Annotated in this window: 18 protein-coding genes; 8 read left to right on the top strand and 10 right to left on the bottom strand. The window is 45.2% G+C overall.

Annotated features, from left to right (window positions below):
• Positions 1-4 precede the first annotated feature (4 nt).
• Together AB4484_RS14130 and AB4484_RS14125 are read right to left on the bottom strand one after the other, a co-directional pair.
• On the bottom strand, positions 5-1303 hold the full coding sequence (locus tag AB4484_RS14130; protein WP_372078778.1) for a sensor histidine kinase: 1299 nt from the start codon (positions 1301-1303) through the stop codon (positions 5-7).
• Complete coding sequence (locus AB4484_RS14125; protein WP_048612779.1) at positions 1300-1977, bottom strand: response regulator transcription factor; 678 nt, start codon at positions 1975-1977, stop codon at positions 1300-1302. Before AB4484_RS14125 ends, AB4484_RS14130 begins: the two co-directional genes overlap by 4 nt.
• A gap of 125 nt (positions 1978-2102) precedes the next feature.
• On the opposite strand from AB4484_RS14125, the gene AB4484_RS14120 reads away from it, so the two are divergent.
• The 3 genes from AB4484_RS14120 to AB4484_RS14110 are packed head-to-tail and all read left to right on the top strand — an operon-like array spanning position 2103 to position 5057.
• Entirely contained in the window at positions 2103-3122 is a 1020-nt protein-coding gene (locus tag AB4484_RS14120) for a glycosyltransferase (RefSeq protein WP_372078776.1), read from the top strand.
• Positions 3119-4606, top strand: a complete 1488-nt coding sequence (locus AB4484_RS14115) for an ArnT family glycosyltransferase (protein WP_372078774.1) — start codon at positions 3119-3121, stop codon at positions 4604-4606. Before AB4484_RS14120 ends, AB4484_RS14115 begins: the two co-directional genes overlap by 4 nt.
• Positions 4593-5057: a GtrA family protein gene (locus AB4484_RS14110; protein WP_372078772.1), complete on the top strand. Its 465-nt coding sequence runs from the start codon at positions 4593-4595 to the stop codon at positions 5055-5057. Before AB4484_RS14115 ends, AB4484_RS14110 begins: the two co-directional genes overlap by 14 nt.
• Before the next feature lie 110 nt (positions 5058-5167).
• On the opposite strand, the gene AB4484_RS14105 is transcribed toward AB4484_RS14110, so the two are convergent.
• On the bottom strand, positions 5168-7555 hold the full coding sequence (locus tag AB4484_RS14105) for a YgiQ family radical SAM protein (RefSeq protein WP_372078770.1): 2388 nt from the start codon (positions 7553-7555) through the stop codon (positions 5168-5170).
• Positions 7556-7792: 237 nt separating this feature from the next.
• On the opposite strand from AB4484_RS14105, the gene AB4484_RS14100 reads away from it, so the two are divergent.
• Together AB4484_RS14100 and AB4484_RS14095 are read left to right on the top strand one after the other, a co-directional pair.
• The gene (locus tag AB4484_RS14100) at positions 7793-8473 is read left to right on the top strand and encodes a hypothetical protein (RefSeq protein WP_059020662.1); all 681 of its coding nucleotides are present in this window, start codon (positions 7793-7795) and stop codon (positions 8471-8473) included.
• Between the two features lie 131 nt (positions 8474-8604).
• Complete coding sequence (locus tag AB4484_RS14095) at positions 8605-8805, top strand: DUF4250 domain-containing protein (RefSeq protein ID WP_004736508.1); 201 nt, start codon at positions 8605-8607, stop codon at positions 8803-8805.
• A 139-nt stretch (positions 8806-8944) separates the two neighbouring features.
• Here AB4484_RS14095 and AB4484_RS14090 read toward each other — a convergent pair whose 3' ends face one another.
• Positions 8945-9856, bottom strand: a complete 912-nt coding sequence (locus AB4484_RS14090) for a LysR substrate-binding domain-containing protein (RefSeq protein WP_372078768.1) — start codon at positions 9854-9856, stop codon at positions 8945-8947.
• 280 nt (positions 9857-10136) lie between these two features.
• On the opposite strand from AB4484_RS14090, the gene metE reads away from it, so the two are divergent.
• A complete protein-coding gene (metE, locus tag AB4484_RS14085) occupies positions 10137-12500 on the top strand; it encodes a 5-methyltetrahydropteroyltriglutamate--homocysteine S-methyltransferase (RefSeq protein ID WP_372078766.1) in 2364 nt (787 codons plus the stop codon).
• A 99-nt stretch (positions 12501-12599) separates the two neighbouring features.
• Here the strand turns inward: metE and AB4484_RS14080 are convergent, their stop codons facing one another.
• The 6 genes from AB4484_RS14080 to AB4484_RS14055 form a co-directional block, all read right to left on the bottom strand.
• On the bottom strand, positions 12600-12995 hold the full coding sequence (locus AB4484_RS14080; protein ID WP_017062026.1) for a GspS/AspS pilotin family protein: 396 nt from the start codon (positions 12993-12995) through the stop codon (positions 12600-12602).
• Position 12996: 1 nt separating this feature from the next.
• On the bottom strand, positions 12997-13293 hold the full coding sequence (locus AB4484_RS14075; protein ID WP_004741234.1) for a YciI family protein: 297 nt from the start codon (positions 13291-13293) through the stop codon (positions 12997-12999).
• A 475-nt stretch (positions 13294-13768) separates the two neighbouring features.
• Positions 13769-14167, bottom strand: a complete 399-nt coding sequence (yciA, locus tag AB4484_RS14070; RefSeq protein ID WP_017061510.1) for an acyl-CoA thioester hydrolase YciA — start codon at positions 14165-14167, stop codon at positions 13769-13771.
• Positions 14168-14355: 188 nt separating this feature from the next.
• Entirely contained in the window at positions 14356-14922 is a 567-nt protein-coding gene (locus tag AB4484_RS14065) for a septation protein A (protein WP_048607254.1), read from the bottom strand.
• Between the two features lie 133 nt (positions 14923-15055).
• Entirely contained in the window at positions 15056-15304 is a 249-nt protein-coding gene (locus AB4484_RS14060; RefSeq protein WP_017069991.1) for a hypothetical protein, read from the bottom strand.
• A 286-nt stretch (positions 15305-15590) separates the two neighbouring features.
• On the bottom strand, positions 15591-16478 hold the full coding sequence (locus tag AB4484_RS14055) for a LysR substrate-binding domain-containing protein (protein ID WP_050649112.1): 888 nt from the start codon (positions 16476-16478) through the stop codon (positions 15591-15593).
• Between the two features lie 181 nt (positions 16479-16659).
• On the opposite strand from AB4484_RS14055, the gene hisC reads away from it, so the two are divergent.
• Together hisC and AB4484_RS14045 are read left to right on the top strand one after the other, a co-directional pair.
• Complete coding sequence (gene hisC / locus AB4484_RS14050) at positions 16660-17802, top strand: histidinol-phosphate transaminase (RefSeq protein WP_372078763.1); 1143 nt, start codon at positions 16660-16662, stop codon at positions 17800-17802.
• A gap of 10 nt (positions 17803-17812) precedes the next feature.
• On the top strand, positions 17813-18586 hold the full coding sequence (locus tag AB4484_RS14045) for an ABC transporter substrate-binding protein (RefSeq protein WP_372078761.1): 774 nt from the start codon (positions 17813-17815) through the stop codon (positions 18584-18586).
• Positions 18587-18913 lie beyond the last annotated feature (327 nt).

Below are 18913 nucleotides of genomic sequence, written 5' to 3'. Positions count from 1 at the left end.
CGAACTACGAATTCATTTGCTCTGAGATGGATGCGGATAGATCGGTTTGAAAGGTGATTTTAGCGGTACATCCACCACAGCTGCGATTGACCAATTCAAAGCCCCATTGGAAGCGTTGACACAAGTCCTCGACAATCAATAAACCTAACCCATGCCCATTTGGATTGTACTGCTCTTGGAGGCCTTCGCCTTGATCTTCAATCACAACACTCTCTTGGGACAGAGTGACCGTTACGGTGCCACTATTGGTCGCTGCAATGGCATTTTTTAACAAGTTGCCGACCAACATATTCATTATTGCGCTGGTGCCCTGAATGGTGGGTTCTGATTGAACATGCATGGAGATGTCGACGTCTTTCTCATCCGCCTGTGCTGAGTTTTTTGAGACGATAGCCTCTAACTCTTGTTGGCTAAACAGTCGCAGTGGCGCATCGTCACTGTTTCTTTCGTAACGCACCAAGCCGAGTAGGGCATCGACCATCTCCGACATCTGAACAATGGCTTCATCAATTCGCTCAATTTGGCGAGATTGAAACTCGGTGGTTTCGCTTCTTAGTAGCAATTTATTTGCGCCACGAGCGACGGTTAACGGTGTTCTCAATTCGTGACTTGAGTAACGAGCAAACGCCTGTTCACGCTTGAGTAAGGAATTGATTTCTCTTCGATACTGATTGAGTTGGTTAGTGAGTTGACGAAACTCAACCGCGGCGTCGTCATTGACACTAAATTCCTCATTGAGGTTAAGTTTATTCGATTCCAACTGTTCTGAAATAGAATTGAAGGGTTCAATTAGCCGTTTAGATAATCGATAGAGCAGAGCACCAAAGCTAAAAATTAGAATAGAGAGTAACGTTAGTACAAAGGTGGTCGCATACACCAATTCGTAAACATCAATTTCGACACGGTCAATCTCAGAAAGCAGGATTATCGGATGGGTTTCTCCCTCATCAGAATACTCGCCCACATACACCATTCGTGATTCAGGCTCTTCACCCACCTCGCCAACAAAGCTTTCTTTGTCTTTAATGTACTTGAGGTATTCTGCAGGTATCAATGAAGGGTCGTTGTAGGCGATCGTCAGGTCATCAATTCTTAACTCACCGCTTTCGCCGGCTTGGAATAAACCAACCGCATAGTTACGGTCAATCAGGATGCGCCTTTCACCGACGCGATCTTCTGACATGTAAAGTGCAGCAATAAAAACTAAATAGACAAAGGCCGATACAATCACGGCCATTAACCCAAAGAAAACCGCTAAGCGGCCCGTTAGGGTTTTGGTGCTCGTGAGAACATTTAAAATCAATTCGATGACTCCAGACGGAATCCAACTTTAGGGACGGTAATTAGCATCTGAGTATCAAAGGGCTTGTCGAGTTGGTTACGTAATTGATAGATGTGACTGCGTAACACATCATTGTTGGGTTCGTCTTCTTCCCAGAGTTTGTAGGAGATATCTTCGCGAGTAACCACTTCAGGTGCTTTTTGGCACAACATCTCAAGGATGGTGTAAGTGGTTGGATTGAGTGCGAGCAGCTTATCTTGACGGTAGGCTTTACGCGTTTTTTGGTCGATGGTGAGTTCATCAAACTGCAATTTAGAAGACGCCACTTTTCCGCGGTAACGACGAACCAGTGCGTTCATTCTCGCTTCTAAAATATCCAAATCGAAAGGCTTGGTTAGGTAATCATCGGCACCGTGTTCAAACCCTTTCAACATGTCTTCACGGCTATCAAGCGCGGTAAGCATCAGGATCGGGGTTGTATTGCCTTGGTCTCTTAGCTTGTTACAAACCGTTAGGCCGTCCATTCTCGGCAGCATCAGATCTAATATGATGATATCAAAAGAGTTATCCATCGCGAGTTGCAAGCCAAGCTCACCGTTGTCCGCGTAATCGAGCTCCATCCCAATGCACTCAAAATAATCAAATAATACGCCTGCAATTTCGCGGTTATCTTCGACTAATAGAACTCGTTTCATTTTGATTCTCATACAGAAATACACGGTAACATTATCCTGAGTGAGCGTGAAAAATATGTCAATAACATAACTTTCACTTATGAGGGGGTAGATTGGATTCAGATTAAAAAATAGAAGAACGTATTATGTCTGAACTTCATATTAGCCGACCTAAAGTCTCCACATCACGGATCAACCCTGCCGTTTCACTATCGATCATTGTGCCGTTTTACGATGAACAAGAGGTGTTAGAAGAGTTTCATTCTCGCTTAACCAAGGTGCTGGATAGCTTACCCATCACCAGTGAAATCGTTTATGTCGATGATGGCAGTAAAGACAACAGCTTGGATTTGGTGAGCTCATTCACTTCAATCAATAGCTCAATTTCTGTGATCGGTTTAAGCCGCAACTTTGGTAAAGAGTCAGCGATGAGTGCTGGCCTCGAACACTGCCGAGGACAAGCCGTGATCTTGCTCGATGCCGATCTGCAAGATCCACCCGAGCTGATTCCTCAAATGATTGCCAAATGGCGCGAAGGTTATGACGTAGTCAATATGCAGCGCAGCCAACGTGACGGTGAGACGTGGTTTAAGAAGTTTTCAGCAGCAAGCTTTTACAAAGTCATGAACGTGGCGGCGAAGATCGATGTGCCTGAAAATGTGGGCGACTTTCGACTACTAAGCCGAGAAGTTGTCGATCATATCAACCAACTGCCTGAACGTAACCGTTACATGAAAGGCATCTTTTCATGGCCAGGTTTTAGGCAAGCAACGATTCAGTTTAATCGCGATGCTCGCTTCTGTGGCGAGACGAAATGGAACTACCTCAAGTTAATCGGATTGGCGATGGATGGCATCACATCGTTCTCTATCCGCCCACTGCGTATTGCGACGGCCGTCGGAGGCTTAGTGGCACTTACCGCTTTCGTGTATGGCGTCTTCATCGTGTTCAAAACCATGATGTTTGGTGAGCCTATTACGGGCTACCCATCCATGATGGTGGTCCAACTTGCCCTTGGCGGCATTCAACTTCTGAGTATTGGTTTAATGGGGGAGTACATAGGTCGTATTTTCATCGAAACCAAGAACCGTCCTTTGTATCTGATCCAATCGGTGGTCGATACCCCAGCATTAAAAACACATTTTAAATTAGAGGAGTCAGCATGAGCCTGAACCGAACGCACCTATGGTATTTGTTGGCTTTTGCATTGGTTTTAAGGCTCTTATCTCTGGCGACATACCCTTTAATGGACACTACGGAAGCGCGCTACGGTGAAATGGCTCGCTTGATGGTAGAAACCGGCAATTGGTTAACCCCTCAATTTGATTACGGCATCCCTTTCTGGGGTAAACCACCGTTGTTCACATGGATGAGTGCGGCGGGGATTGAGCTGTTTGGTTTGAGTGAGTTTGCTGTGCGTGCGCCACACTGGCTAGCTGGTTTTGCGACGATTCTGTTGGTTGCATACATGGCTAAGCGTACCGGACAAAGTGCCTTGGTGGCGGCTGTGGTATTGGCGACATGTGGGATTTTCTCTATCGCGGCGGGTGCTGTGATGACCGACATGGCGTTAACGTTAGCGATGACCATTGCCATGTTAGGTTTTTATCTCTGTTGGTTAGGAGGAGAGGGTTCAAAGGGAGAAGGTAATGCGAAGACTCATCGGTCTTGGGGCTATGTCGGTTTCATTGGTTTAGCACTAGGTTTGCTGGCAAAAGGGCCTGTAGCGATTGTGATTATGGGTATCGCTGTTTTCCCTTGGTTAGTATTGCAACATGGCTTGTTTGGCGCTTTCAAAGTGTTATGGCAACGCTTTCCACTGTTGTCTGGCTTAGGTGTGATGCTGGCGATTGCCTTGCCTTGGTACATCATGGCTGAAATGGCAACACCGGGCTTTATCGATTACTTTATTGTTGGCGAGCACTTTAAGCGTTTTGTTGTGAGTGGTTGGGAAGGGAATCTTTATGGTTCGGCACATGATGAAACAAGAGGGATGATTTGGGTTTTCTGGATTCAAGCGGCTGCGCCATGGTCGATTGTGTTGCCTATTTTGACTTTCGCCCGTCGTAAGAAAATCGCAGAAGTTAACGCTGAACATAATGGGTTGTTTTCATTCCTTGTGTGTTGGTTGGTCTCTCCTCTAATTCTATTCACCATGGCGGGTAATATTCTTCCAGCTTATGTCCTACCGGGCATTCCGGCCCTTGGTTTGCTGGTGGCAATGCTTGTGGTAGAAAAAGATAAGAAGTGGTTTTCGAGTGTGGCTTTGGTGCTACCTGTGTTGCTAATGATTGCAATGGTCTACCTCAACCTAGGCAAAGCGAACGAGAAAAGTGACCGTATTATCTTTGAACAGATTACGGATGAAGCGCCTAGCTTTTACGTCGGTAAACGACCGTTCTCCGGGCAGTTTTACAGTCATGGGCAAGCGAAAAAGTTATTCGATGTTGAACAGTTAGATGGTATCGACAAGTTCTATCTGATTGGTAAAAGAGCGGAAGTGGAAACCAAGATTAAAGACAACGCGTTGACCTGTATTTTAGAACCGACGGTGAAGATCAAGCGCGCTCTATTTAGTTGTCATAGCCAAAACATCAAACCAAATCTATCGTTGAGCCATATTCGAAGTGACGGCGATGTTCAATTTTAACTCGTCATCGAGACTGTTTAGCCACAAGTTCGACGCGCTAAACCAAAAACGACAACCTCACCATAAGATGATTAAATTCGCTATGGTGGGGGCGGGTGGCTTTGTTGTCGATTGTGCCGTGTTTGCATTGCTGCATTACGTTATTGGACTGCCGCTGATGACTGCTCGAATTGGTTCTTTCATCGTAGCTGCAACGACAACTTGGTTTGGAAATCGAGTGCTGACCTTTGAGTTCAAAGGGCAGGGTTGTTGGTCCGAAAAGCTGATTCAGTGGCAAAAGTTCATGTTCTCTGCATCGATATCGGCGATACCTAATTTGCTGTGCTTTAAGCTGATGACGGTGTTACTTCCTGCATTTACAGGGGGAGTGTTTATCGCAATGGCGGTTGGCATCTTGGTGGGAATGGTCAGTAACTATTTGCTTAGTCAGTATTGGGTCTTCACCCGTTAAGCTCTCATGCAATCAATTAGCCAAGTGAAAACTGGTACAGATACAAAAAAGCGCAGCTAAATAGCTGCGCTTTGTGTTTTTACGATAGCGAAGTCAATCGGCTCGCGATATTAGCGTTGTGCTGCACGCTGGCGGTTCTTGCCGTTACCAGCAGGTTTACCACCTTGGCCATTGCCCGCTTTGTTGCGGTTTGGCTTGCCGTTTCCGCTGCCATTGCCTTGTGATTGAGCACCAGGACCTTTCTTAATGAAGCCAGTCGCTGGTTTACGAGCGTTGCCATTACCGCCACCTTGGTTAGCATTACCTTGGCTACCGTTGCCGTTACCAGTCGGCTTCTTGCCACCCGGTTTCTTACCGGAGTGGTTACGTGGGCTTTCGCCACCAAGACCTGGCTGAGACTTACTGTGCTTAGTCGCAAAGCGCTGTGAACCGTGACGACCAGATTTACGACGTTGTGCCGGTGTTTGCGCATCAAAGTCTTCTGCTGGTACTAGGCAGTTTGCTTTGTCACCAATTAGGTGCTGTTTACCCATGCTGATCAGCGCTTCACGGATGATTTTCCAGTTTTCAGGATCGTGGTAACGAAGCAGTGCTTTATGCAGACGACGTTGACGATCGCCTTTAGGCACTGGAACATCTTCACGCTTCTTATATTTCACGCGTTTCAGAGGGTTTGTCTCTGAGTAGTACATCGACGTTGCGTTACACATTGGTGATGGGTAGAAGTTCTGTACTTGGTCACACTCGTAGTTGTGCTTTTTTAGCCACATTGCAAGGTTAAGCATGTCTTCATCTTCTGTGCCCGGGTGAGCAGAGATGAAGTAAGGAATCAGGTACTGTTTCTTACCGGCTTCAGCGCTGTACTTTTCGAACATCTCTTTGAAACGATCGTAAGTGCCCATGCCCGGCTTCATCATCAGATCCAGTGGGCCTTTTTCAGTATGCTCTGGAGCAATCTTCAAGTAGCCACCAACGTGGTGAGTCACAAGCTCACGAACGTATTCTGGAGATTCAATCGCTAAGTCGTAACGTACACCAGAAGCGATCATGATCTTCTTAACGCCCGGTACTTTTCTCGCAGAACGGTACAGGTCGATGGTGTGTTGATGGTCTGTGTTTAGCTTTTCACAGATTTTCGGGAACACACATGATGGACGACGACAGTTAATTTCAGCTTTTGGATCTGAACAACCTAAACGGTACATGTTCGCCGTAGGGCCGCCCAAGTCAGAAATAGTACCTGTGAAGCCCGGCACTTTATCTTTAATGTCTTCGATTTCATCCAAGATAGATTCTTTCGAACGGTTCTGAATGATACGACCTTCGTGCTCTGTGATTGAACAGAAAGAACAACCACCAAAACAACCACGCATGATGTTAACCGAGGTTTTGATCATGTCGTATGCAGGGATTTTCGCTTTGCCGTACATAGGGTGCGGAACACGCTTGTAAGCAAGGCCAAACACGTAGTCCATCTCTTCTGTGGTCAATGGAATTGGCGCTTGGTTAACCCAAAGCTCGCGATCACCGTGACGTTGAATCAGAGCACGACCTGAGTACGGGTTTGTCTCAAGGTGCAGAATACGGCTAGCGTGAGCGTAAAGAATACGGTCATTGTTTAGCTTTTCGTAACCTGGGATACGAACCGCTGTAGTTTTTGCATCGTGACGAGAAGGACGAATAGTAATAGGTTGCGCTTTTACTTCTTCTTTTTCGTCTTTCTTGGTATCACACTGGGTTTCAACTTCGTACGGGTTCACCGGAACGTACGCTTTGTTCGGCTTTTCGATACGAGAAGAGTCAATGATCTTGAAGCCTTCAGGGGCTGCAGGAAGATTGATAGCAGTACCGCGGATATTGGTCAGCGTAGACATGTCTTCGCCGTCGGCAATGCGGTGTGCCACTTCAACCAGTGCACGCTCAGCGTTACCAAAAAGAAGAATGTCTGCTTTTGCATCAAACAATACAGAGCGACGAACTTTATCTGACCAGTAGTCGTAGTGAGCCACACGACGCAAGCTCGCTTCAATACCACCAAGCACGATTGGCGTGCCTTTGTAAGCTTCACGACAACGTTGAGAATAAACCAGAGTTGCACGGTCAGGACGCTTGCCACCTTCATTGTTTGGTGTGTAAGCATCATCGTGACGTAATTTGCGATCAGAGGTATAGCGGTTGATCATGGAGTCCATGTTACCCGCAGTGATGCCGAAGAATAGGTTAGGTTTACCTAGCTTCATGAAGGCATCTTTATTGTCCCACTTTGGTTGAGCAATAATGCCCACGCGGAAACCTTGAGCTTCAAGCAGACGGCCGATGATAGCCATACCAAAGCTCGGGTGATCGACATACGCGTCACCAGTTACAATAATAATGTCACAGCTATCCCATCCAAGAGCATCCATCTCCTTTCTACTGGTAGGCAAAAAGGGTGCAGTTCCGTAGCACTCGGCCCAGTATTTTTTGTGTTCGTGAATAGGAGTGATATCGCTGTACATATTTCAACCTCTGATTTTTGAGGCGGGAATTATAGCGGCATGAGCCTAGACTAGCCAGTAGAACATGCCCCTGTTAGTTCTGGTGTCTTTCGTCTTTTTACGGTAAATGGCGACAAAAGAGCCATACAACAGCATAGTTGAAGCCTTGAATAACGTCGCTAATTTGTGATTTTGATTAGTGTTCGCAGCAGTTTTTGATATTATTCGCGAAAATAAGTTTGAAGAAGTAGAACCACAATGGTCGAAACGTTATTAGTACAATTTGCTCCGATGCTTTTAGGAGCCCAACTGATCTTAACCCTTATCTTGGTGAAAGGGGATATTTGTCCGGGGCAACGTGGTCGTATCCACAAGATGTTACCTGCGATTGGCGTGCTGTGGCTTGCCGTTGCCTCAGTAAAAATTGAAGCCTTTCTGGTCGTGTTCGCGATCTTTTATTTCTATTCTCAAGTTCAAACCAAGAAAACACGGGATTCTGGCCCTATTTGGGTGATGTACTTAGCTTGTGGTTTGGCATTGTCTTACGTTGCTATTCAAGCGACGGAACAAGCAACTACTGTTGGCATTATCACTACTTTGTTGCTGGTGGCTTTATTAGGTTCAGCGTTTGGTCATTTATTGCTGACGATTGCAAGAACACGCTTACAGGCATTTCACCGAGTTCTGCCCGTTGTTGGTGTACTGACGGGTATGTTAGTGGTTTTGGCGACAGTCGTGAGTGTTTATTCTCTTTCTGAAGCTCAATTAGAGCCTGTGATTTCAACGCTACTGTTCAGCTTTGCTTTGCTAATCTCCGCTATCGTGGTGTGGTGTTGGCATTTACTGTTCGTTAAAACCCCGGAAAAGCTGCAACTGACGATTTCGTTACTGATGTTATTGGCGGCGGCTGTGGGTTTAACGCCAGTGTGGGCACTTTAATCGCGTACTTTCATTAATTACGTACGCTCATTAATCACGTATTCTTGTTAGAAGTGTGATCAGTTTTTTAGCATGGCGTTGGTAAGCGTTCTAAACTTGTTTCTAGTCGGTGTGTTCGTAAGGAGTACGAGATGGATTTAAGCAACGTCAAAGGTTTCGATAGCATTATCTTGCTGGGAATCGTGAATGAAAAACTTCGCCTAGAGTGCGATAGCTTTGAAGAGCTGATCAGTATGTATGAAATGGATATAGAAAGTGTCGTGGGTAAGCTGGATATGCTTGGCTATCAATACGACCCATTGACTAACCAGTTTAAGTCTTATCCAAGATAGTCTATTTTCGCGAATCAACAGATATCGAAAATCATCGGTACTGAAACTAAAAAGTCACAGATTATCTGTGACTTTTTTTGTTTCTGGCGTTTGCCTTTCCGATGTAACACAGGCTTAAGCTAGCCCAATAATGAACCTCTTAAACGACCTCAATGCCATCTAAATGGCTCTTACTTTGCTGCCTTGCTGTGCTAAAGAAAGCCTGCAGGTAACGTTTGTCTTTTTCTGAGTTTCTTACTGCGGCAAACAGTCTTCTTGAAAGCCCTTTACCTAACGGCTTGCTGGCTATCAAACCTTGTCTTGAGAACTCACTGATCGCCCAGTTTGGCAATGCCGCCACACCTAAACCCGCCGATACCATTTGCACCAACATCAAGGTGTTGTCTGCTTGTTTCCACTTCTTAGGTTCTACGCCTGCAGGTTGCAAAAAGTGTTTCACGACGTCTAAACGCTGCTTTTGAACTGGGTAGGAGAGCATGGTGAGTTCGCTAAGATCTTGCGGATCAATGCTCGCTTTATCGGCCAAAGGCGAGTTGATCGCGGTGATAAGGCGCATCTCAAAATCGAAAAGCGGCTCGTAATGAACTTCAGAACGCGGCTGTATATCTGAGGTGATCACCAAGTCCAATTCACCAGCCATTAATGCCGGTAGCGGTTCAAAACCAAAACCTGACGAGAAATCTAGGGTCACGCTTGGCCAAGCAACTTGATATTCCTTCAAAGCGGGCATTAGCCATTGGAAGCACGAGTGACACTCAATCGCCATGTGCAATCGACCATTCACATCCTCTTTCAGGCTCGCCAACTCATTCTCTGCTTTAGCGATTCTTGGTTGTATCTCATCCGCGAGCTTAAGCAAGATCTCACCCTCAGAGGTGAACTTCACTGGCCTAGTTTTACGCAGGAAAAGCTGACCACCAATACGTGCCTCTAGGTCTTTCAATTGGTGTGAAAGTGCCGACTGAGTTAGGTGAAGAGAGGTTGCAGTCGCTGTCAGTGAGCCGCTGTCTCTTAAGGTAGTTAATGTTCGAAGGTGTTTAAGCTCTATCATGAGTATTCCTCATATTCCCTAAGCCAATTCAATATTTCTTAATAATCACCCTACGGGGTTTTTCATCACTTGTAAACGTCTAGATGTCCAGATGGATTTGGTTTGTTCATCTTCGGTCTGTTCAAGATGAATATTTTTAATAAACAAGATGAATATTTGGACGTTGTTCATCGTTCAGATTAGGTGGATAGTTTAGCCATCCAGACGCCTTTATGTGAAAGCAAAAACCATGACAGGCAATCTGAGCGGAAATTAAAATTATCGAATAAGGAACAGGCTCATGACGACAACAACGCATATTCTTGGCTACCCACGTATTGGCGAAAAACGCGAACTTAAATTCACACTAGAGAAGTACTGGCGCGGCGAGATTGGTCAATCTGAGCTCAAGCAGCTCGGCAGCGAATTGAGAAATCGTAACTGGAATGTACAAGCCGACGCGAATCTAAGCTTTGCAACTGCGGGTGACTTCGCATGGTACGACCATGTTCTAACAACGACGTTACTGCTAGGCCATGTACCTAAGCGACACGCAGGTGGTAGCGAAGACGAAAAAGCCTTCCCAGATTTAGATACCTTGTTCCGCGTTGGTCGTGGACAATCTCAAACTCAAATACAATCTCAAAAGCAGCCAACTTGTTGTGGCGGGAAACATGGTTCAGAAAGTGCCAAAGATGGTACTGCAGCATCAGATATGACCAAGTGGTTCAACACTAACTACCACTACATTGTTCCAGAGTTCAGTAAAGACGACACCTTTGAAGTGAGCTGGCCACAACTGTTTGACGAAGTGAGTGAAGCGATTAAAGCGGGGCATAAAGTGAAGCCAGTTCTTCTAGGCCCATTATCTTATTTATATCTCGGCAAAGAAGTGGAAGAGGGATTTGACCGTTTAACCTTGCTCCCACGTTTGCTTACAGCTTACCAAGCGATTCTGGCAAAACTGGCCAAGTTGGGTGTTGAGTGGGTTCAAATCGATGAACCTATCCTTTCTCTGGAACTTGAAACTAAGTGGGCAGATTCATTCAAATTGGCTTATCAGGTGATTCAAGGTGATGTGAAGCTACTCCTTACCACGTACTTTGATTCTGTGACTGATACGTTAGACAAAATTGTAGAACTGCCCGTCAACGGCTTACACATCGACTTGGCTGCTGCACCGAAGCAACTCGATGAAGTGGTGAATAAGCTACCTGAAGATTGGGTGCTTTCTGCGGGTGCAATCAATGGACGCAATGTTTGGCGAGCTGACTTAGCCGCGCAGCTTGAGTTGCTGCAACCAGTGAAAGAAAAGCTAGGCGATAAACTATGGGTCGCAAGTTCATGTTCATTGCTGCATAGCCCAGTCGACCTTGAGTTAGAAGAGACGCTTAGCGAAGAAGTGAAGAGTTGGTTTGCCTTTGCAAAACAGAAAGTCACTGAGGTGAGCTTATTGGGTGCCGCGTTAGATGGTGACCAAAATGCAATTTTAGCGTGTGAGACGTATAGCCAACCGATTGTTGCACGCAAGAGTGCGACTCATGTGAATAAGCCTCAGGTACAAGCTCGTCTTAGCACGATTACCAAAGCACTAGCAGAGCGCACTGCTCCATACGCAGAGCGTGCCGCTCATCAGTCTGAGGTGTTGGGTTTACCGCTATTGCCGACCACAACCATTGGTTCGTTCCCACAGACAGGCGAGATCCGTGTTCAACGTAGCGCTTACCGCACTGGCAAACTGAGTGCAGCGGAATATAACACTGCATTGAAAGGCCATATTGCGGATGCCGTTAAGCGTCAAGAAGCGCTGGATTTGGATGTGCTTGTTCATGGCGAAGCTGAACGTAACGACATGGTGGAGTACTTTGCAGAAAACCTAGCAGGCTTTCAAACCACTAAGTTTGGTTGGGTACAAAGCTACGGTTCTCGCTGCGTGAAGCCGGCGATTGTGGTCGCGGATATTGAACGAGAAAAACCAATGACGGTGGAATGGTCAACCTATGCCCAATCTCTGACTTCGAAGCAGATGAAAGGGATGCTGACAGGCCCAGTCACCATCTTATGTTGGACATTCCCACGTGAAGACATATCACGTAAAGAGATCACTAATCAACTGGCGTTTGCTCTACGTGATGAAGTGTCTGATTTGCAAGACGCCGGCATCAACATTATTCAAATCGATGAACCAGCGATTCGTGAAGGTTTGCCACTGAAAAAGCGTGACCACGCAGAATACCTAGAGTGGGCGGTCGATGCCTTTAAGGTCTCAGCGGCGAGTGCGAAACCAGAAACTCAGATCCATACCCACATGTGTTACAGCGAGTTCAACGAGATCATTGATTCAGTGGCCGCGTTAGATGCCGATGTGATTACCATTGAGACTTCTCGCTCGAACATGGAACTGCTGAAAGCGTTTGAAGAGTTCAACTACCCGAATGCGATTGGACCTGGCGTTTATGACATTCACTCACCAAACATCCCTTCGGAAGAGTGGATTGTTGATTTACTAAAGAAAGCGGCAGAGAAAATTCCAGCAGAACGTTTGTGGGCAAACCCTGATTGCGGGCTGAAGACGCGTAATTGGGCAGAGACGGAAGCGGCGCTGACTAACTTAGTTTCGGCAACTAAAGCACTGCGTAAAGAGTGGGAATCAGCCGAGGCATAATTCAGTCTAGGATTTTGATTGACCCGCTAACCCACGATGAACCACAAAAAAGGCCTCGCAAGTGCGAGGCCTTCTGGTTTTATACTTGTTCGATCGAATCTAGCTGCTGCTCTGACACGTCTCTTTGCTGATCAGCTTCTCAACCATCAGTTGTCCGCGAGTGTTGCGAATCTTGATGTTGTAAGCCAAGCCCATATCGAGGTTTGCTCTCACTTCAGAGTTGGTGCAGTAGCTATTCACACTCATGTCTACAACTTGGTTTAAAGGCTTAGCACCTTTTGCATCTTGGTTGTAGATCATCATGATTTCGATAACCGTGTTTTTTGCTAGCACGCGCATGACCGACAGTGGGCCATACTCAATCGGTAGGCCTGCAGATAAAACGCCAGCTCGGTGCTGCGCCATCATCTCTAGCTGTCTTTGTTCGTCTTGCTCACTTGAAGCACAGCCTGCAAGCAGAGCTAAAGCCAGTGAGCCAATAATCCATTTTTTCACGTTAAAATACTTTCTTGAATGGTTTTACAATCACATTTTGGTAAACGCCAGCATCAATGTACGGGTCAGCGTCTGCCCATGCTTGTGCATCTTCCAAAGAGTTAAATTCAGCAATCACAGTTGAACCTGTAAAGCCCGCTTCGCCAGGGTTATCTGAGTCAATAGCTGGCATTGGACCCGCAGTTAACAGTCGGCCTTCATCGTGAAGTGTTTGTAGGCGTTCTAGATGTTGTGGGCGAACACTTAGGCGTTTTTCTAATGAATTTTCGACGTCTTGAGAAAAAATCACGTACCACATATTGAGATATCCTTATTTTACTTCACTAAATTGAGGGCGTTTAAATTCGCTATCTTGCTAATTTACGCGAACTAATTGGTATTGGAAGAGCTAATGATAAGAAATTGTGAATTGGTGCGAGAGAGTTGTATGGTCGTTAGGGCGTGTTGACCTTTCGTGGTTAAATTTTGTTCGAGATAAAAGCGTTTTAATCGCGGCGAGGGGGAAGTCGCCTAGTCATTCTAAGCAAATCTCCCTCAACAAAGAGTAAAACGCTTTTTGCGGGGGCGCCCAGCTCGAACCCTTCGGGCAGCGTTTGCTGGTCATTTCTACTACATTATCGGCTTCTCATGTAGGCTAGCTACACATCGACGCCTCTGCCTTGTATAAATACCCAGCAACTCGCTGCAAAAATCAGTTCGAAAGATCAACACGCCCTAGTAATTTGATTTATAAAAACTAAAGACCATCGATGCCATACGCTTAATAAAAGGTGTTATTTATTGATTGGGCGAGGCTTACCACTTTCATCAACCGCAACGTAGTTGAATGTCGCGCCACACACCTTGTAGCGGTCACCGATACCGTGGTCAAGTACAGGCTTAACCCATACTTCTAGGTCGATATTCATCGAGCTACGACCAATCTTAGTGCAGTCACCGTAAACGCACACAACATCACCCACAGAAACTGGCTGTTTGAACTCGATACTCGACACTGAAACCGTGACTATCTTGCCGTTAGAGATCTCTTTTGCCAGTATGCCGCCAGCAAGGTCAAGCTGAGACATTATCCAACCACCGAAAATCTGGCCCGCTGCATTTGTATCAGAAGGCATCGCTAATGTGCGAAGAAGTAAAGAACCAATCGGGTTCAAAGTTGATTGAATAGTCATTGTCGTACTCTTAATGGTATTGATTGTTTTATATAAAAATAGATGTGTTTACGAGACTCGTGGTGGTCTAATTTTTAACGTCTTCACCGAACACAAATAATCAGCGGCCAATGATCACGAGTATCATTGGCCAATCGCATATTGATAATAATTGTATCAAATAGGGTATGAGGACTCATCCCTAAGGGTTACTTCTCGTCGGTATTTTTATCCGTTAACTCTTTCTGCTGGTCTTTTGGTAGATGCTTATAGATGTATACACCCGTAAGTAAAGTGAAGAGCAAGGTGGCGATGAGCAGACCAAACACTTTGAAGTTCACCCAAACATCCAACGGTAGGCTGAAAGCAACGTAAACGTTGAGAACGGCACATAGAGTAAAGAACAGCGTCCATGCCCAGTTGATCTTGCCCCATACCGCATCAGGCAGTGTGATCTCTTTGCCTAACATACCTTTAATCGCTGATTTGCCCATGATGTGACTGACCGTCAGACCAATCGCAAACAGTGCGTAAACGATGGTGACTTTCCATTTAATGAAGTTGTCGTCGTGCAAGAAGATGGTCATGCCACCAAATACGGCAACCATTAGAAAGGTGATGATCTGCATTTTTTCTACTTTCTTGTAGATGAAGTACGTCAAAATAATTTGAACTGCAGAGGCAACGATCAAAGCACCGGTCGCGGTATAGATGTCGTACATCTTGTAAAGCGCAAAGAAAATAATGAGAGGAATGAAATCAAGAATTTGTTTCATGAGACACTGACTATCCAGTTAGTTGAGTTGCTGACAGTCTAACGAAAACTGTCTCGATGCTAAATAGCCCGAGACAATTGGGTGCCAATTAATTCAATCTAACCACTCATCGTGTTTAAAGAGTTTAAGCTGGTTATCGCATTGACGAGGTTTGGTAGCGAGGTATCAGCTTCTTGATGTCTTCAAGATAACCTTCGCTTTTCAAGCTGTCTAATGTGTTTTCGAGTTCTTGTTCGCTCATGGCAAAACACGTCGATTTACCGGTCGTTAAGTCGAGATACTCGTGATATTCACGCTCTGTGAAGTGGCCAATTCTGTCCATTAATAGGGTTTTAATTCCATGGTGAATCAAGCCGTAATACGTATGTCTTTGTAAGGTCATAGCCTATCCTCCGTGACAAGCTGCAGTGAAACTGATGCAACCTGCTGTATATTGGTTGGGTTATCTATGACAAAGCAATTCGAATGCCATTTTCTCCAACGGAACAGAACAAATTCCCGACTAGATAGAATTGAACTTCTTTTCAAATAGTTAAAGGAAGGTTCGTTCTATTCTCTGACAAACAATACGTAACAGACATCAAATAGTTTCATTTTGAGAACGGTAAAATTCTCATTATGACGCTCTACTGCCGCTTATAGTGTGAGTCTTTCAACGGTGATTGCCGCTAATCGACGAGCCAATCAACCAGCGTAGATAAGGATGTATTTTGTCGATTCTTGGGTTGCAGCAAGAAGTAACCATTTCCAGAGAAGACACTGCCTTCACTCACTTTCACCAATCTACCCAAATCAATATCTTGCTTGGCCAGCGTGATGTCGCCTATGGCAATACCAAACCCTTGAATGGCGGCGTTCATCGCTTGATCGAGTGTCGCGAATTGTTGGTTGTTCTTGCTTGAAAGGTCGTGGCTGCCTATGTGTTCTAACCAAAGTCGCCAATCACTCTGCTCATTGTTAGCGTGTAGCCAAGTGTATTGGGCAAGCTTGTGTGGCTTGATGATGGTCGACGCGTCGTTGACAAGATGGCTCTGCGTAATGCTTTGTGCTTGGCAAACGGGCGCTAGCTGCTCGTTGAACAATAACTGGCTGATAATCGATTGCTGGTTTGGCTTTTTACCATAAGTAATTACGGCGTCAAACGGGTCAAAGCTTGGTTCGAAGACGTGCTTGATGGTCGACGTGAGTTCGACATCAATTTCAGGATAGGCTTGCTGAAAAGACATCAACTTAGGTAGTAGCCAAGAGGTAATACAACTGGGGGCGTTGAGTTTGATCTTAGAGGGAGAACTTGCCACTTGATTGAGAGCCGATTGCAGCTGATGAATAGTTCCTTGTATCAGGGGAACCAGTTCTTCTCCTTTCGGCGTTAAAGACAGCCCGCGAGCATGGCGATAGAAGAGATCACAGCCAAGGCTTTCTTCAAACGACAATACCTGACGGCTCACTGCACCCTGCGTAACATTGAGCTCATGTGCCGCGCGAGTAAAGTTGAGATGCCTTGCCGTAGACAAAAACGCGAGCAAGGTTTTGGTTGAAGGAAGCGTGCGATTCATATCTTTACCTATGACTTTTTATCATGGCTATTATGTGATTATTTCGATTCATTTATCAATAGTGTTCTGTTTGAATGTAAATACTTAATCATCATTTGTGATTCAATATGTGTATAAATCACATTTTTTGAATATGAAGGCAATGATGAAGACATTGTGATTTTGTGAAAGGGATAGCTTCTTGACATCTTTTATTGATAGTTTAGTGCCTCAGGCTGTAAAAAAATTAATACCTTATCAATCGGCAAGAAGAATTGGTGGTGATGGACGCGTCTGGTTAAACGCCAATGAATTGGAAAGCTCGCTGTTTCAAGAAGAAGCAAGCCACAACCGATACCCAGACTTCTTACCACAAGATATTGCTAAGGCTTACCAAGATTACTGTGGCACTGATGCTGCGACTGTTGCTGTTCGTGGTGCAGATGAAGCGATTGATTTGCTGATCAGAACATTCTGTAAACCAGCAAGCGACAACATACTTATCTGTTCTCCCACGTATGCGATGTATGAGTTCTGCGCTGATGCATTGGCGATTAATACCTTGGACTCTCCATTGCAGGAAGACTTCTGCCTTAATGTTGCTGATATTGTGAATAAGGCAGAACTGGCGAATATCGTGTTTCTTTGCTCACCAAACAACCCAACGGGTAATGTGATTCCTAAATCGGATTTGATTCAGGTACTGGAAGGCACGATTGGGAAGTCGCTAGTGGTCGTCGATGAAGCGTATATCGAATTTGAACCACAAACGTCAGCCGTTAGCCTTATCGAGCGTTATCCACATTTGGTTGTGATTAGAACCTTGTCTAAGGCATTTGGATTGGCTGCGGTTCGTTGTGGTTTTATCTTAGCGAGTCAAAATGTGATGCAGTATGTTGCGAAGCTGATTCCACCTTATCCGATGCCAGATTGCTCATCTCAAATTGTATTAGACGCGTTGTCTGATGAGCGAGTCTCAGTGATGCAAGACGCGACGCAGAATCTGGTTGAGCTGCGTAACTGGTTTGCTTGTGAGTTAACGCAGTTTGATTTCATCGAGTCTGTTTACCCTTCATCGACAAACTTCATTTTGCTGCGTCAAAAAGCTGGGCACCAAGTGTTCAGTGTCTTGGCGAAGGATGGCATTGTGACAAGGAACCAAAACCATGAACCTGCTTTGCGTAACTGTGTTCGAATCAGTATTGGTAGCCAAGAGAGCATGCTAGAAGTGATAACGTCACTAACACGTTACCAAACCGAATTAGAACAGAGTCAACAAGGCAAACAAATTCACCAAGCTCAACATAAAGAAACTCAATCTCAACTCGATAAAGATCATATCTAGGATGGCAATGATGAAAAAGATAATACTAGGACTCGCTTGTGCGGCCGCTTTACTTGGTACAACGGTACAGGCGAAAGAAATCCGTTTGGCGTCGGACTTTACGTATCCGCCATTCAACTATAAAAACAGCGACGGTGTGCCTGTAGGGTTTGATATTGAGATAGCTGATGCTTTGTGTGAGCAAGCTAAACTCGATTGTACTTGGGTTTCACAAAGCTGGGACTCGCTAATTCCAAGCTTATTGGCAAGAAAGTCGGATGTGATTATGGCGTCGATGCGTATCACCGAAGAGCGTAAGCGTAAGATCTTGTTTACTGATAAGTACTACCAAACACCAGCCGTATTTGTTGCTGCTAAAAGCGCAGAATTCAGCGTTGATGAGGTAGGCTTAGCGGGTAAAACCATCGGTGTTCAGCAAGGTACGATTCACGATCGCTACGTAACCGACAAGTTTGGCAGTGTTGCCAACATTAAGCGTTACACAGGTCAAGATGAAGTGTATCTGGATCTGCAAAACGGCCGTCTAGATCTAACCTTCGGCAACTCGGATCAATTGTCATTGGCTTTCTTAGATAAGAAAGAAGGCGAGGGCTTTGAGTTCAAAGGTAAAGCAGTTACCGACAAAGCCTACATCGGTGAGGGTACGGCGTTAGCACTAAGAAAGCAGGATTCAAAATTGGCGAAACAATTCAATGCTGCGATTGAAGAGATCAGAGCCAACGGTACTTACGACAAGATCGCTGCTAAGTACTTTACGTTTGATATCTATGGCGCTGATTTGTAATTCGTCTAACGCCTAAAAATTAGAACATCAAAAACAAAAATCCGAGGGCTGTAAGGCTCTCGGATTTTTGTTACAAATAATCCATCTTCTCAAGTTTCTGTCTATTGCCTTTATCTATTTTTGTTGTCTAAATCCAGCCGAAAACCTTGCCTTCATCACCTCACAAAGCACTGTTCACGACTCGCGTTTTCGAACGAGGAGACCTTCTTTGTCGTGCTCCATAACTGAATTTAATGTCTTAAAATAACATAAATATATCGGTATTTTTTGCTAAGAGATTGTTCTTAAAGCATTTGAAAGTAATCGAAATTCCCCAAAAATCCAAAG

Source organism: Vibrio sp. 10N.261.46.A3 (genome assembly GCF_041472995.1).
GTDB lineage: Bacteria > Pseudomonadota > Gammaproteobacteria > Enterobacterales > Vibrionaceae > Vibrio > Vibrio coralliirubri.
The sequence above is the reverse complement of the archived record's forward strand: the minus strand, read 5'-3'. Positions and strand labels throughout refer to the sequence as shown.